Origin of the sequence: Methylotuvimicrobium alcaliphilum 20Z, from assembly GCF_000968535.2 — a bacterium.
In the GTDB taxonomy this organism is placed as follows: Bacteria; Pseudomonadota; Gammaproteobacteria; order Methylococcales; family Methylomonadaceae; genus Methylotuvimicrobium; species Methylotuvimicrobium alcaliphilum.
In genome coordinates this window covers 1,400,802-1,416,050 of record NC_016112.1, presented here as the reverse complement: position 1 = coordinate 1,416,050, position 15,249 = coordinate 1,400,802, and the positions used below count along the sequence as shown (strand labels likewise).

Here is a 15,249-nt window from a genome sequence, read left to right as displayed (position 1 = left end):
AAGTAAAGTGTTGACGTTATCGGTATATCTCGATGCAGGCCTTGTTTTCGTCGATCAATGCCATTTCTATCGCGTCCTTTTTAGTCAACAAAGAATTGATAATCGCCGCTTTGGACTGATTGCCTATTTTCAGCCAAACAATTTTAGGCGGTTGACCGTAAAGATTCGACATTTCAAAATAATCAGCGTCCTTCGTGACGATAACAAAGTCGTTGGTTTTGGCATATTCCCAAATTTCCCAGTCACTGGCGCGTTCCAAACCTAATATCGCAACTTGTGTGGATTCAGGATATGCTTCAACTAAAAAGGCCACTGCACGGCGCGACAAGTTTTCATCCAACAGCAGCTTCATTAAATAATTGCCGCTAAGCTATGCTCACGTTCGGCTGCAAAAGCCAAACAAGCCCTTATATCGTTTGACTCCAGTTCAGGATAATCGTCCAAAATTTCCACTTCGCTCATACCCTCCGCAAGCCATCCCAAAACATCGTAAACCGTAATCCGCAACCCGCGAATACAAGGCTTACCACCTCGCTTTCCGGGTTCGATAGTAATGATGCTGCGATAATCTATAGCCATAGGTATCTCCGGATTTTTTGTTTATTTCTTCTACGGCTGTTATCAATCTATTTTCGTTTGATAATGCCGCGGAAACGCTGATATGTTCCAATTTTGCGAGTTGTCCAATTAACTCTACCTCAAGCAGCCTTCAAATCACGCTGCAACTTACCTTGCTGCTTGAGTTTGTTATGTATATTTCCAGGACTGAGCTCCAAACCATTTTTCCAGCATAATGCCCCTAGCTCTATAAAGAATCGTTTAAAGTAACCTTCATCTTGTAATGGAATGACTAACTCAGTTTGTTTGTCCAACAGAAGCTGCAAATCGTAATCGCCGACGGTTTGATCGGAAAACCACAAGCGTATGGTTTTATGTTCAATATATTTGGCTTTGACGATTTTAATCATTATCGGCTCCGGCTATACGCTGCAACGGCTTTAACTGAATGGCTAACTGCCAATCCGCCATTAATTCTTCCTGATGCTCTTTCGCCCATTCTCTAACCAGTTTTAATGCTTTACTCGGCAAACGGCCTTCAAGCACCTCACCGCTTTCGATCGCAATTAACGCCTGATGACCTTGATACTCAGCGTGAAATTGCGGTGGATTGTGATCATCGTGATACATCCGGATGTAAATGGAAATATACCTTTCGCACTTCAAATTTCGGCAATGTCCGAGGAGGCGTAGGGGTGTTCGACAAAGGCTTTGCCAGCATGGAGCTGGCATAGAGCCTACAAGGACGTATTCACCCAGCACCTAAATTCCATAGCCCATTGGCTATGGTTAACTATCTTGGATAATTTAGGTGCTGGGTTCACGGCGCCCTTTGTCGAACACCCCTGCGCCGAATTTTGATATACGATGAGTATAACAGGCATCAGCTAGTAGTCTCGTAGTCCATACGCTGATTTCCAAGATCCAGCATGGGAATCAGCGATGCGAAAAACAGCTTCGTCACACCTGCAACGGATGCACCGTCAAACTTCCCCGCCCGTCCTCGGTAAATTCGTCGTTGCTGATTTTGAAATTGCCCATTTTCATCGTCAGATATCGGTCGAAATAAGACTTGAGATCTTTTTCGACGGCCGCGTCATAATCAGGTTTGACAACATGTGTCGTTCCCCATTTTACATGGACGATCTGACCATCTTTGACGACCATCTCACCGTCCTTGAACACGTAATCCGGTTTTTCGAACATTTTTTGCCGATCGGCGTTTTCGGTATAAACAGTAATGTCGCCCCAATTCCCAGCGGTCAGGCCGCCGCGATCTTTAAGGCCGATCAACTTAGCCGCGCCCGCGCGGGTCATGATCGCGATTTCGTTCAGCGTGTACTCGCGGTCGATCGATGCCAGCGTCGTCATTTTTTGCGCTTCCGGATGAATCGTCGCGAGCATATCGTTGCGGAAGCTTTTATCCATAAGCAAACGAATCAGATGCGGATAGGTCGTGAACGGCGCGCCGTTCGGATGGTCGGTGGTCAAAAATACACGCCACGGATCGTCGACCAGCAAGAAAATTTCAAGACCGATCGCCCATTGCAAGGCATTGACGAAATTTTGGTCCCTGTATTTGAACGGCACGACGCCGCAGCCGGCATCGCATTCGATATCCATGCACACCCACTTGTTCGGATGCGCGTGCTTGTGGTTCGCATGCTGACGCATCGTATCACCCGAAGCCGTAACGGTCTGCCCAAACAAAATTTGCCCGACATCGATCGTAATGTTCTTGTGCTTATTGACCGCTTCGGCGATTTGCGCGGCACCCGATGAGAATTTGAAGTCGCCTTCGGTGCCGTAGCTATGAAACTGAATGTGCGTCAAATGCATCGGCAGGCCGCCGACGCCTTGAATCGTATCGAGCGTCGTGTCGACATTGCCCGGCACGCCCAGATTACAACCATGCACATGCAAAGGATGCGGAACGCCTAATTCTTTGACCGCAGTCGCCAAGGTTTGCAGAATTTGCCTGGGCGTCACGTCGTAATGCGCATTTTTTTCGTCGAGATCGAGCTTGCGCTGATTAAACTTGAACGCGCTGATACCGCCGGCATTAACGACTTTAATGCCGATACATTTGGACGCTTGAAGCGTCCATGCGACATAATCGTTAACCGCTTTCTGATCTTTTTTTGCAGTCAACATGCGCAGCAAGTAGTCGTCGCTGCCGAGCATCGCGTAACCGCCTTTGTCGAGGATCGGAATATCGCCCATTTCCATGTGCGCCTGTCTGGCGTTAACCGGTAACACCGCCGGTTCGAATGCGGCCGTATAGCCCATCTCGGCATAACGATAGCCGGTGACATAAGTACTCGGCATCGCATGACCGCTTCCGGAACGCGTCAAATCGGTGCGGATAACCGGATCTGAGCGGTGGTCTTCCGGTAACAAGATTCTCGCGATATTGCCCTTACCGCCGCCGATATGCGTATGCATGTCGATCGCACCGGACATCACAACCTTACCGGTTAAATCATATTCTTGATCGATTTTGAGATCGGCCGCAGGTTTATCGACGATGCGACCGTCCTGAATATAAATATCCCGTTTTTGGCCGTCGATTCCGCCGGCGGGGTCATAAACCGTTCCACCTGTTAATTTAATCAGCATAGCTTTTCCAAATGATTAGAGATGAGCAGTACATCGAAGCACATAGACATCGGATTATTAGGTTGAATTGTATCATTATCGCGCCAAGGCGCTGAGGCGCAGAGAGTTGATGGTTAAAAAACCAAACGATCGTTTCATATGCAATGACGACCGTAAAACAAAATGTCTGACGCTATCCTACCAACAATCTCGTATTCTTATTTTTTCCGCGCCCTGCCCGAGATATACCCATCGTAGATCAAAATTCGGCACCGAGGTGCCTCCTTAAGCACTGCCGAAATTTGAAGTACGAAAGGTATAATAATTAATCTATAGCGCTCGCTCGATCGCCGATAAAACTTCAGCCGTAGCGGGCAGCTCCGAATCGCGCAATTTTTTCAGACGTATCGCCACAACGCTATCGGCGCGATAAGCGTGGCCGGCATGATCGATACCCGGAGTGCCAAGCGGAATATAAACATCCGGCTCTTTATCGAATAGCATGCCCGAACGGCCTAAGACAATGGTCGGCACATCGGTAACAGGCGGTATTGCTTTGCTATTGAATGCTTGCACCCACAGCAAAGCGTCGCCCTCACCGTTCTCGATCATTGCTCTACTATCGTACAAATAAGGATCGTATTCGGGATAGCCTTTTGCATAGCTAATACGTGCCGGATATCCGGAAATCCATCCGGCAACTTGATTGGCTGTCAGGTCGCCTTCCTTGCCGCTCAACGGCAAACCGGAACAACGGCTTCCCTGATCGTTGATATCCTTGATCAACTCGCAAATCGATTGGACAGTAAGTTCGGCTTGATCGAAAACCAACGAGGACGCTGCCCAAGTCACGACGCCGTATTTCGCAGCTTGCAAACGCTCGGCCACGGTCTGCAAGTCGGAAACCTTAATACCTCCCACCGAATCGATAACGATCTTATGTCCCTTGACTAGAGCTCTCAATACCGCTACAACCTCGGGCAAATCGGCATCGGCACAAGTCAATACTTGCGCTTGTTTACCGTTTGGCGAAACCTGAGCAGTGCCGGAGGGGGCCTTGCCTAAATAAATCACCTCTCGGTTAGCGGTATCTTCCAGAAACATCGACTCCTGGTTCCAAAGATAACGCTCGAAAAAACGCGGCACAAAACTTTCCAAATCTTTACCGACCACCAACAGTAAATCGCAACGATTCTTGACCTCGGCCAGCGTTGTCGTCATCCATCCGGAATCTTGCATCGCCAAGTAATTCCGTCTTGATGCATTGAAGTTCATCTGATCGACCACCGCGCCGCAACGGTCGGCCAACGCCAGCAACGCGCGCATACCGTTAACATCGGTCGCACCCCCCCCGATGATAGGCTGATTGGAATCTTGCAATATTTCAACGGCCTTAGCCACAGCATGCTCAAGAGCGACTTGCTTCCCGTCGACTCTGGGCTTAAAGTCGGTAATGACTTGTTCAAATGCAGGGGTATTGACCGCGCAGCCGTTGCTAAGCACCTTCAACGACAAACCGTCGACACTGATTGTTAGATCATCGGTTCCAATACCGCAAAAAGGACTGGGCACTTCGGTAATTTCAGTCACGCGCGTTTCCTCTTTATATCTTTGATTGATTTAGATTTAGCCATGCCGATTAAACGATTAGCGCGAACCGACACTACAGCAATAGCAAGCATTTTAACCCGAAATAACGGCCCTGTCCCGTTTCACCCGGCATTTCCTGCTTAGAATTTTTCATTCATCCTATACAGACAACCATTAGATTAAGAGCCCGAAAAATCAATCAACTTTGAAAGCACGACATGACCTCACCATTATCCGTTTAAAATCTTCTTGAATACTTTTTCGAACCTTCAATATCGAGTTACGTTAAAATATCGATCGAAATTACGAATATTCATTGCAGATTACGGCGATCTCACAGTATAAACCCATCGCCCTTCAATTTTCGGTTTTAGCGCAGCAATTCCCAATTTGGCGATCAAAAAGGGTGTGGGGTATGCTTGGCGAGGATATCGGCAGCAGGGGCAGATTTTTGCTCCTGCAAAATCTGCATTCACGCCATCCTTGGCGCTTAGCTGCCGCCAAGCCCCCATGGATGGGTTTACGGCGTTCCTCGACAGGCATACCCCACACCCTAAAATCGGCGAAACTGCTCAAACTAGGAATTGCTGGTTTTAGCGTATGCAGGCACCGAAATTTGACTTGTCTGATTAGAGTATGTTCTCGCCGATAATCGCATAAGTATTCCTGATCAACCTAACGTCTTCAATTCGGCAAAGGGTACCGCATTATGTTTAATAAAATCTCACTGGCACTTAGCGTCACCCTGTTATTGAGCGCCTGCGCCACCAGCCCGACAGGCAGAACGCAATTCGCATTCATGCCCGATACCCAACTCAATCAAATGGGACTTCAGGCTTTCGACAGCTTAAAAAGAGAAAATCCGGTCAGCACCAACCAACGGCATGTCCAGTTTGTAAATTGCGTATCCGATGCGATCATCCGGGAAGTCGGAGGCAAATGGGAAGTCGTCGTATTCGAAGACAACAGCTTGAACGCCTTCGCCTTGCCCGGCAATAAAATCGGCGTGCATTCAGGCATGGTCAAATTCGTCGACAATCAAGACCAATTAGCATCTATCATCGGTCATGAAATCGGCCATGTATTGGCAAGACACAGCAACGAACGCGTCTCGCAGCAAATGGCAGTCAGCTCAGGCATGGCCTTGATTCAAGCCGTCAGCGCACCGCAAACCGCAATGGGCCAAACGGCTCTCGGACTGCTCGGTGTCGGCGCTCAATACGGCGTGCTGTTGCCCTACAGCCGACTGCATGAAAACGAAGCCGATAAAATCGGCCTCGACTTGATGGCCAAGGCCGGTTTCGACCCCCGCCAAAGCGTTACACTGTGGCAAAAGATGGCGAGAGCCGGCGACGGTCAACAACCGCCGGAATTCATGTCTACACATCCAGCTCATGCCACTCGAATTCAAGAACTGCAAAATGCCATACCAAGAGCATTAGAAATTCAAAAACAAGCAGTCGCTCAAGGCAAACAACCTCGTTGCAGTAAATAATGAATCCAAATTTAAACCATCTACAGCCTTACCCGTTCGAAAAGCTAGCTCGGCTCAAACAGGGCATCGTTCCGCCTGCCGACAAAGCCCACATCGCTCTATCGATAGGCGAACCCAAACACATTACGCCGCACATCATTCAAGAAGCGCTCATCACGCACATGCATGGTCTATCGGCTTATCCATCGACGCGCGGATTGCCGGAACTTCGGCAATCGATGTCCGAATGGATCGCGAGGCGCTTTCAAATATCGGCCGATTTACTCGATCCCGAAACACAAATTCTGCCGGTTAACGGAACCCGCGAAGCCTTGTTTTCGTTCGCGCAATGCCTCGTCGAACCGAGCGAAAAACCGTTGGTCTTGATGCCGAATCCGTTTTACCAAATTTACGAAGGTGCGGCTTTACTGGCCGGAGCACAGCCTTATTTCCTGAATACGACCGAGGAAAACGCTTACATACCCAACTTCGACACTGTTCCCGAATCGGTTTGGCGGCGTTGCCAATTATTGTATATTTGCTCGCCGGGCAATCCGACCGGTGCGGTCATCCCCCAAACGCAGCTGGAATATTTGATCGAATTGGCAGAGCGATACGATTTCGTAATTGCGTCGGACGAATGCTACAGCGAAATTTATGCCGACGAAAATAACCCGCCAACCGGACTTTTGGAGGCGGCCGTTGCGATCGGCAACACCGAGTTTAAGCGTTGCGTGATTTTTCACAGCCTATCGAAGCGCTCGAATGCGCCGGGTTTGCGATCGGGCTTTGTTGCCGGAGACGCAGAAATACTGCAGCGTTATTTTCAATACCGCACCTATCACGGCTGTGCGATGCCGGTACCGACGCAACATGCCAGCATAGCAGCCTGGCGCGATGAAGCCCATGTCGTCGACAATCGCCAGTTATACCGGGAAAAATTCAGTGCATTCAAAGATATATTATCCGAAGCCACTGCCGTTACCATCCCTCCGGCAAGTTTCTATATCTGGCTAAAAACGCCGGTATCGGAAATTCAATTTGCACAACAGCTGTTTGCATCCGAAAATGTAACAGTCTTGCCGGGCAGTTATTTATCCCGACCGTTCAATGAGTCCGACCCCGGCCGGAATCACGTCAGGATCGCCTTAGTAGCACCGATCTACGAATGTATCGATGCTGCAAGGCGCATTAAAAATTTCATTCACACGTTATAACAAATGGAAAATCATGTCTGAACTAGAAAACATCATTAATGCCGCCTTTGAAAACCGCGCCGACATCACACCGACAAACGTCTATCCGGAACTGCGCGAGACGATAAAAGAAGTCATTAATCTGCTCGACAGCGGCAAAGCCCGCGTCGCCGAAAAAATCGACGGCGAATGGGTCGTTAACCAATGGCTCAAAAAAGCGGTGTTATTGTCGTTCCGCGTCAATGAGAACCGCGTCATGGACGGCGGCGTCAACCGTTATTACGACAAGGTCGAAACCAAATTTGCGTCTTATACGCCGGACGATTTTGCCAAAGCCGGAGTACGCGTCGTGCCGAACGCGAATGCTCGCCACGGCTCCTACATCGCGCCCGGAGCGGTATTGATGCCCTCTTACGTCAACATCGGCGCTTATGTCGACAGCGGCACGATGGTCGATACCTGGGTCACGGTTGGATCGTGCGCGCAAATCGGTAAAAACGTACATTTATCAGGCGGCGTCGGCATCGGCGGCGTACTTGAACCTTTGCAAGCGGGACCGACCATCATCGAAGACAACTGCTTCATCGGAGCGCGTTCGGAAATCGTTGAAGGCGTGGTCGTCGAAGAAGGCTCGGTCATTTCGATGGGCGTTTACATCGGCCAAAGCACCAAGATCTACAACCGCATGACCGGCGAGATCACCTACGGTCGCGTACCTGCTGGATCGGTCGTCGTTCCCGGCAACTTACCTTCCTCGGACGGCAAATACAGCCTATACTGCGCGGTGATTATCAAGCAAGTCGACGAAAAAACCCGCAGCAAAACCGGCATTAACGAATTACTGCGCGATTGATTCGCATTTTGCCCGATACGCATTCCCACGCCCCAAAGGCTGCGAAAGTATTGGCGGATACAAGATAAAAAATTATTCACCATGAAGAACATGAAGGTAATGAAGGTAATGAAGAAAAAGACTACAAGATCTACAGCCTAATTCATCACCTGATTAGCAAGATGCTTCAGCTTGCTGAGGCCAATTGTCCGAGCAGTGGCCAGCCGTAGCCACTTCTGCGGGACGGGTTATTTAACCCGTCCCCAACGTTTCGGTTTGCCCTAAACATTTCGGCTGACTTCGGCCAAAGTCAAAACGTTTAGGACGGGGTTGCAAACCCCGTCCTGCTAGGGTAAAAGATTATTCACCATGAAGAACATGAAGGTAATGAAGAAAAAGACTATAAGATCTACAGCCTAATTCATCATGTGACTTCATGCCCTTCATCCTAAAAAGAGCAGTTGACATGTGTTGTAGACCGTTCGTGCTGAGCCAAGTCGAAGCATAAAGGGTCTACAACACTCTCACCGACTTGGTGAAGCCTCAAACCACCCTCACCCTTCGACAGGGCTCTCCTGAGCGTAAGCCGAAGGGCTCAGGGCGAACGGTAGCTTGAGGCACTCAAATGCTATTTTTAGGTTCATAGTTATTTCGTGATTTTGAATACTTTCACAGTATCAGGACCGTGGGAACCAAAAATCCGCCCCAAGAAAATACCCGCTTCTTGAATGACTGCGATTAAAACGGTAAATCACTGATGAGCTTAAAACGAGCCGAACATTTCATAAGCGAGGAAGAGTATCTCCAAGGCGAACAAGAAGCCGAGACTAGACATGAATTGATCAATGGTGAAGCCTATGCGATGGCCGGCGCGAATGAAAACCACAATCTAGTGTCGGGCAACGTTTTTTCCGAATTGAAAAACCGACTAAAAGGCTCGTCTTGTAAAACCTTCATGTCGGATATGAAAGTCAAAGCCGGCGGCGATTTTTTTTACCCGGATGTCGTGGTCGTTTGCGAAGAAGACAGCGAACATGAATACTACAAAAGTGCACCGATCTTGATTATCGAGGTTTTATCCGAAAGCACCCGGAAATTCGATAAAACTCATAAACGTTTAACTTATCAGAATATTCCTAGCTTGGAAGAATATGCGATCATCGAACAGGAACGTTGCGAAATCGAGGTTTTCAGAAGAAAAGATCACTGGCAGTCGACTTATTACTACCTAGGCGATGACGTCTACTTTGCTTCGCTAGACGTATCGGCTTCGGTTGAGGACATTTATTATCAAGTCGACAATGCCGACATAATCAAGTATTTTGCTGAACGTTGATTCTTAACGCTCCCCGAACAAGGTACGCGATGCGTGCCCTAAAAGCTTTTTAACTCTTAACCAACCACACCTCGACCATGACAGAAAATTTATCCAACGATGCCGTCATCTACGCAATGCTTTCGATCAACAGCGAAATTGCCATACAAAAAGATTATCTCGATTCGCCGGAACTGCCGGTAGACGAAAAAGAATACGAAGAAGAAACGCTCGCCGATCTCGAGCAAGCCTTAATGGAGTTTATCGAGCTATATAAAAACCGCCTTAAAGCGGATAAAACCCTACCTAGCCTAGATGAACTGCTATATAGCGAATTATAAACCCGACCTATGCCTACACTTTACGGAATCAAAAACTGCGACACGATCAAGAAAGCCCGAAAGTGGCTCGATCAAAACGGCATCGATTACCGCTTTCACGATTATCGCGAAGACGGCCTGACGACCGAATTACTGAAAGACTTTTTGGCTCGAAGCGACTGGCAAACCTTGCTCAACCAGCGCAGCACCAGCTGGCGCCAACTCGACGAGGCGCAAAAAGCGGACCTGGACGAAAACAAGGCCTTACAATTGATGCTCGAAACGCCGACACTGATCAAACGCCCGGTTTTCGATACCGAAGATAAATTAATCGTCGGCTTCAAGGCTGAACACTATCAAGCCGAATTTGACCGCTGACCCTTTTCAACTCGCCTCGAACGTTTTGGTTTGCTTTGGGCATGGTCGAAACGTTCAGGACGGGGTTGCAAACCCCGTCCTGCATAGGTCCTACATAGGAATCAAATTCGCAAGCTCTAGCTTGCCAACTTCGATAAACTAGAGCTTCTCGCATTGCACTTCCGTGCAAAGAGTTTGGAAATTAGCGAAAACACCTCATTCAATAACAACGAAATACGCTACAAAACCCGCCGCACACAAATCATGAACGATCCATTGGAATTACTTAAAGACTTGATCAGCCGCGCATCGGTCACGCCCGACGACGCCGGATGCATGGAACTGCTCGCCGAACGTCTCGAAAAAACCGGTTTCCGTGCCGAATATCTCGATTTCGAAGATACCCGAAATATCTGGCTGAAACGCGGCGAAAATAAACCGCTGTTCGTTTTTCTCGGTCACACCGATGTCGTGCCGACCGGCCCGATCGAGCGCTGGCAATCGCCGCCGTTCGAACCGACGATACAGGACGGCAAACTCTATGGACGCGGCGCGGCCGACATGAAAAGCGGCATCGCCTGTTTCGTCACTGCGGTCGAACGCTTTATCGAAAAACACCCGGATCACCGAGGCTCTATCGCGATAATGCTAACCAGCGACGAAGAAGGCCCCGCAACAAACGGCGTCGTCAAGGTCGTCGAAACCTTGGAACGACGCAACGAAAAAATCGACTGGTGCCTGGTCGGCGAACCGTCGAGCGACAAAAAGCTTGGCGACGTCATTCGAGTCGGTCGGCGCGGCTCGCTGTGCGCGAAACTGACCGTACACGGCATACAAGGCCATGTCGCCTACCCCGAAATCGCCGAAAACCCGATTCATCGTTTCGCCCCGGCACTGAAAGAACTAACCGAGGAAATCTGGGATAGGGGCAATGCATTCTTTCCGCCGACCAGCCTGCAAGTCTCGAACATCAACGCCGGCACCGGCGCCGAAAACATCATTCCGGGCAGTATCGAGGTCCAGTTCAACCTGAGATTCAGCACCGAATCAAACGAAGACAGTATCAAAAGGCGCACAAAAGCCATTCTGGATAAATACGATTTAAAATATGACCTGGAATGGCGATTGTCGGGAAAACCTTTTCTGACCGACAAAGGCGATTTGATCGATGCGGTACACGCCGCGATCGATTCAGTCACCGGTTTCGAACCGGTCGACGATACCGGCGGAGGAACCTCGGACGGACGTTTCGTTGCCCCCACCGGCGCACAAGTCGTCGAACTCGGACCGATCAACGCAACGATTCACAAAATCAACGAAAACGTCGACCTTAAAGATTTGGATACTCTGACCGATATCTATCACAACATACTGGTTGAATTGATGATATAAACTCGGAGGGTAGCATGCCCGAAATCAAACTACCCGGACCAATTCGCATGGTCTGGGGAAGCCTCGGCTGTCTTTGGCTGGCGGGGATCATAAACAAAGGCTTTTATACGACGGCGATTATTCTGCTTTTATTCGTTCCGATACTAATTATGATTAACGGCGAAACGCCTAGCCAAATGAGAAAACCGCAGAAAGCCCCTCGCACAGAACCATCCGATTCGTCAGCCGCTTAGACTCCGGGCGAACGTCCCACAAGATTTCCTTCTGAAGTTGATGCATTGTTTATCTTAAACTGGGTGTGAAATATTATTCATCCAATAGCGCTTTCGCTACCACCTAAGTCAATTTAACGATAGCGATAACGGCGGACACGGTTAAACCTAACGACCAAAACATAAACCGATCCATGCGTCGGGTAATAGCGGTTAAATGCTTATCCATTTGTTCAAAACGCTTATCGACCTCCTCAAAGCGCTTATCGACTTGTTCAAAACGCTTATCAACTTGCTCAAAACGCTTATCGACTTGTTCAAAACGATTATTCATATCGGAACGCATTTCTTCAAAACGTTTATCGACTTGCTCGAAACGCTTTTGAGTCATCTCAAAACCTTGCATCATCAACTCTCGCTGATGTTTAAGCTCCTCCTCGACACGAACGATACGCTCACGAAGCTCAAGCTCATAACGTACATTCGCATTAACCACTTCCGGACGCGCCGCAATACTTTGATCAATGAGCTTTTGTATTTGTATTAAATCTTCTTGGGCGAGTGCCATCTTAATGGCTCCATAAAAAACAGTAAGTAATAGCCGTTATATACCTTTCGTACTTCAAATTTCGGCAGTGCCTGAGAAGGCGCCGGGGTGCTCGGCAAAGGCTTTGCCAGCATGGAACTGGCATAGAGCCTACAGGGACGTATTCACGGCGTCCTTTGACGGGCACCCCGGTGCCGAATTTTGATATACGAGGGGTATATTAGCCAGAACACATTGTTAAAACAACTTCTTGGGTGAATCACCTAGAAACAATAAAGCTCGTGAGAGCCATACCTTTAACGTAATTGTCGAGTTCGCCCTGCTAAAAATCATAGATATTTGTTACAGCCCGTCATTACGACAGGGACTGCCGGGATGACGCGTTTCAATGATGTGTGCAACTTGACTGAACGACCTTGCCAACTACGTACTCCCTTTTGATCGAAAAACCGTCTAAGAATAAAAGGTATGGGATGTGTCTATCGAGGACCGCCGTAAACCCTTCCATGGGGGCTTGACGGCAGCTTTCCCTGCTGCCGACATCCTCGCTAGCCACACCCCATACATTCATAAAGTTAGCCATTTTTTGACTATCAAGGGAGTAATTACTTATCAGCTATTTCTCAGTCAACCCACAGAACACTCAAGTCAAATGTAATTGCATCGAACGGCGCGATCGAAATCGCATCGTCATTCTCGAATACGCCTAGCAATAACCAGCCGGCTGGCGTGTTTTCAAAAACCTCCAGCGTACGCAACACCGGATCGATCAACCAAATATGGCAAACACCCTCCCGCGCATAAATCGGCATTTTTTCGACGCGATCGATCCTCGCCGTACCGGGCGAAAGCACCTCGCAAACCCAATCCGGCGCTAAATCGAAAAAAGCGCCCTCCGGCAATTTCGGTAATCGTTCGCGCCGCCAGCCGGCCAAGTCAGGAACCAAAATATCGAAACCCAAATGACATTCGGGCTCATCGAGAATCCACCAACCGCCCGGCCCATCCATTCCTTCGTCATAAGGCCCTGTAAGTTTTCCACCCAAAATAGACGAAGCCCGAGCATGGCGCGGAGAAGGACGCGGTTGGCTATACAAAGCGCCGCCAATGATTTCCGCAACCATGTTTCCCGGCACCGCGCACAAATCCTGATAAGTCGCTGGTTTCAATTGAGGCGAACCCATTTCACACCTATTTATCTTTAACGAAACGATTAAATAGTCTATTGGCTTCGGGAAGCTGGAACTTCCCGCACTGCGTTCCCAAGCAGCGTAGGTCGGGTTAGGCGCGAGCCGTAACCCGACCTACCTAGGCTGCATTCCAATGCTGTTAAGTTAAGCCGTTCGTGGTGAGCCTGTCGAACCATAGACGGCTTCTTCTGCGGGACGGGTTATTTAACCCGTCCCCAACGTTTCGGTTTGCCCTAAACATTTCGGCTAACTTCGGCCAAAGTCAAAACGTTTAGGACGGGGTTGCAAACCCCGTCTTGCTAGGGATATGCTGGTTTTTGGGCTTTAGCTGAAGAAACTTGCAAATCAGGTTAAGTTAAGCCGTTCGTGGTGAGCCTGTCGAACCATGGACGGCTTAACTTATCGACTCGGACTTCTCCATTGCCCCTTCGACAAGGCTCTCCTGTGCGCAGCCGAAGGGCCCAGGGTGAACAGAAAAGTCCTTAACTTAATGGCAGTGAAGCTGCATTCCCAAGCAAAGAGGGGGGCCAAAAGCAAACTGGAATCCGGCAATCAATGCGTTGAATTATCGGTCTCGAACACCGCTTCTATCGTGGGCGCATCGATAATGTTGTCCAGCCATTGCTCTAATTCGCTTTGACCGGCCTGTGCAATACGTTCATCCGCCCAAGCCGGTAAGGTTTTGAACCGGCGGGAAATCTGACGCCGCAGCGTGTTTTGCTCCGCTTCCAATTTTCCTTTTTCCATGCCCTTTTCCAAGCCTTTTTCCAAGCCTTTTTCCAAGCCAATACGTTCCACACTTGATATATATTGCATTTTGCCATGCTCCTCGAGTTCATGAATGTTATGCCACAATTGCCGCTCCAGCTCTTTCGGCAATCTCATCATCCAATCGATCACCTGAAATAGATCAATGACACGCTGCTTGTCCCAACCCCGCTCATAAAGCAAACGTATCAGACGCCATTTGGCCTGAAAGCGAAAACGATCATCGCCTCGCGTTTGCTGGGTCAGAATATGGGCCGCAGTCACGATGGCAAACGGATTATGCTCAGTCAACAAAGCTTCCAAACGATCATGATAATCGGTAATTTTGGCGACAGGAAACCGAATCGACGTCTCGCTACCTAGCACGCTATAGCCGAAACAATCGGGCTTCCAACCGGGATGCTCGTCCGCCAAAACCGCCAGACTGGCCACGGGTCGATCATAACGGTCGAAAATTCGGTAATTATAAGTAAACATGCGCTTGGCAAAACGCGCTTGTTTGGAGCCCTGCACTTCGACATGGATATAGACCCATTGCTCAACGCCATCGAGCAACATCACTTGGACCAATTTGTCGACGAAGCGTTTCCCAAGCGTCGCATCTCGAACGACCGCGCGTAATTCCTGATCCAAAAACGTATAGGCTTGGTTCCAATCGATCAGATTCGCGGCGTCCGGAAAATAAAACGCCATGAATTCCGGAAAGTAGCGCTCAACCGCTTCTTTCCAAGGGCTATCGTATTCGTCCGGAGCGGATTCGTTCATAGCGGTAGCAGAGGTAATTCTTAAGGCAATCATTCTACGCTGATTCTGGCAAAAAACATCAATCTTAGCCATAACTTAAAGCTGTGACGCTTCGCGTGGAAACGATAAATAAATATCGAGTTGCGTGCCGTCAAC

The 15,249-nt window shown here is 48.9% G+C and carries 16 protein-coding genes; 7 read left to right on the top strand and 9 right to left on the bottom strand.

All coding sequences use genetic code 11. From position 1 onward, the window contains the following. Window positions 1-16 precede the first annotated feature (16 nt). The 6 genes from MEALZ_RS06180 to MEALZ_RS06155 form a co-directional block, all read right to left on the bottom strand. Window positions 17-352 carry a DUF5615 family PIN-like protein gene (locus MEALZ_RS06180; protein ID WP_014147755.1) on the bottom strand — a complete coding sequence of 112 codons (336 nt, stop codon included), beginning with the start codon at window positions 350-352 and terminating at the stop codon, window positions 17-19. After that, the gene (locus MEALZ_RS06175; protein ID WP_014147754.1) at window positions 352-579 is read right to left on the bottom strand and encodes a DUF433 domain-containing protein; all 228 of its coding nucleotides are present in this window, start codon (window positions 577-579) and stop codon (window positions 352-354) included. The genes MEALZ_RS06180 and MEALZ_RS06175 overlap by 1 nt, the downstream gene beginning before the upstream one ends. A 119-nt stretch (window positions 580-698) precedes the next feature. Further along, window positions 699-968, bottom strand: a complete 270-nt coding sequence (locus tag MEALZ_RS06170) for a DUF2442 domain-containing protein (protein ID WP_014147753.1) — start codon at window positions 966-968, stop codon at window positions 699-701. Continuing rightward, window positions 961-1,188, bottom strand: a complete 228-nt coding sequence (locus MEALZ_RS06165; RefSeq protein WP_014147752.1) for a DUF4160 domain-containing protein — start codon at window positions 1,186-1,188, stop codon at window positions 961-963. Before MEALZ_RS06165 ends, MEALZ_RS06170 begins: the two co-directional genes overlap by 8 nt. A 330-nt stretch (window positions 1,189-1,518) precedes the next feature. Next, entirely contained in the window at window positions 1,519-3,177 is a 1,659-nt protein-coding gene (locus MEALZ_RS06160; RefSeq protein WP_014147751.1) for a formylmethanofuran dehydrogenase subunit A, read from the bottom strand. A gap of 309 nt (window positions 3,178-3,486) precedes the next feature. Continuing rightward, window positions 3,487-4,746 (bottom strand): formylmethanofuran dehydrogenase subunit B, encoded by a 1,260-nt coding sequence (locus tag MEALZ_RS06155; protein ID WP_014147750.1) that lies wholly within the window; start codon window positions 4,744-4,746, stop codon window positions 3,487-3,489. A gap of 709 nt (window positions 4,747-5,455) precedes the next feature. Between MEALZ_RS06155 and MEALZ_RS06150 the strand changes: the two genes are divergently transcribed. From MEALZ_RS06150 to dapE, 7 genes are all read left to right on the top strand, one after another. Next, window positions 5,456-6,241 (top strand): M48 family metallopeptidase, encoded by a 786-nt coding sequence (locus MEALZ_RS06150; RefSeq protein WP_014147749.1) that lies wholly within the window; start codon window positions 5,456-5,458, stop codon window positions 6,239-6,241. Beyond that, window positions 6,241-7,437: a succinyldiaminopimelate transaminase gene (dapC, locus tag MEALZ_RS06145; RefSeq protein WP_014147748.1), complete on the top strand. Its 1,197-nt coding sequence runs from the start codon at window positions 6,241-6,243 to the stop codon at window positions 7,435-7,437. Before MEALZ_RS06150 ends, dapC begins: the two co-directional genes overlap by 1 nt. A gap of 13 nt (window positions 7,438-7,450) precedes the next feature. Then, complete coding sequence (gene dapD, locus MEALZ_RS06140; protein WP_014147747.1) at window positions 7,451-8,269, top strand: 2,3,4,5-tetrahydropyridine-2,6-dicarboxylate N-succinyltransferase; 819 nt, start codon at window positions 7,451-7,453, stop codon at window positions 8,267-8,269. A gap of 736 nt (window positions 8,270-9,005) precedes the next feature. Next, a complete protein-coding gene (locus MEALZ_RS06135) occupies window positions 9,006-9,584 on the top strand; it encodes a Uma2 family endonuclease (protein WP_014147746.1) in 579 nt (192 codons plus the stop codon). A gap of 77 nt (window positions 9,585-9,661) precedes the next feature. Further along, window positions 9,662-9,904 carry a hypothetical protein gene (locus tag MEALZ_RS06130; RefSeq protein ID WP_014147745.1) on the top strand — a complete coding sequence of 81 codons (243 nt, stop codon included), beginning with the start codon at window positions 9,662-9,664 and terminating at the stop codon, window positions 9,902-9,904. A 9-nt stretch (window positions 9,905-9,913) separates the two neighbouring features. Beyond that, entirely contained in the window at window positions 9,914-10,261 is a 348-nt protein-coding gene (locus tag MEALZ_RS06125) for an ArsC family reductase (RefSeq protein WP_014147744.1), read from the top strand. A 243-nt stretch (window positions 10,262-10,504) separates the two neighbouring features. Beyond that, the gene (dapE, locus tag MEALZ_RS06120; RefSeq protein ID WP_046061406.1) at window positions 10,505-11,632 is read left to right on the top strand and encodes a succinyl-diaminopimelate desuccinylase; all 1,128 of its coding nucleotides are present in this window, start codon (window positions 10,505-10,507) and stop codon (window positions 11,630-11,632) included. A gap of 336 nt (window positions 11,633-11,968) precedes the next feature. Here dapE and MEALZ_RS06110 read toward each other — a convergent pair whose 3' ends face one another. The 3 genes from MEALZ_RS06110 to MEALZ_RS06100 all read right to left on the bottom strand — a co-directional run bounded on the left by MEALZ_RS06110 (window position 11,969) and on the right by MEALZ_RS06100 (window position 15,114). Further along, window positions 11,969-12,412, bottom strand: a complete 444-nt coding sequence (locus tag MEALZ_RS06110) for a hypothetical protein (protein WP_014147741.1) — start codon at window positions 12,410-12,412, stop codon at window positions 11,969-11,971. Window positions 12,413-13,014: 602 nt separating this feature from the next. Further along, the gene (locus MEALZ_RS06105) at window positions 13,015-13,575 is read right to left on the bottom strand and encodes a Uma2 family endonuclease (RefSeq protein WP_014147740.1); all 561 of its coding nucleotides are present in this window, start codon (window positions 13,573-13,575) and stop codon (window positions 13,015-13,017) included. A 558-nt stretch (window positions 13,576-14,133) separates the two neighbouring features. After that, window positions 14,134-15,114, bottom strand: a complete 981-nt coding sequence (locus MEALZ_RS06100; RefSeq protein ID WP_046061024.1) for an RpnC/YadD family protein — start codon at window positions 15,112-15,114, stop codon at window positions 14,134-14,136. Window positions 15,115-15,249 lie beyond the last annotated feature (135 nt).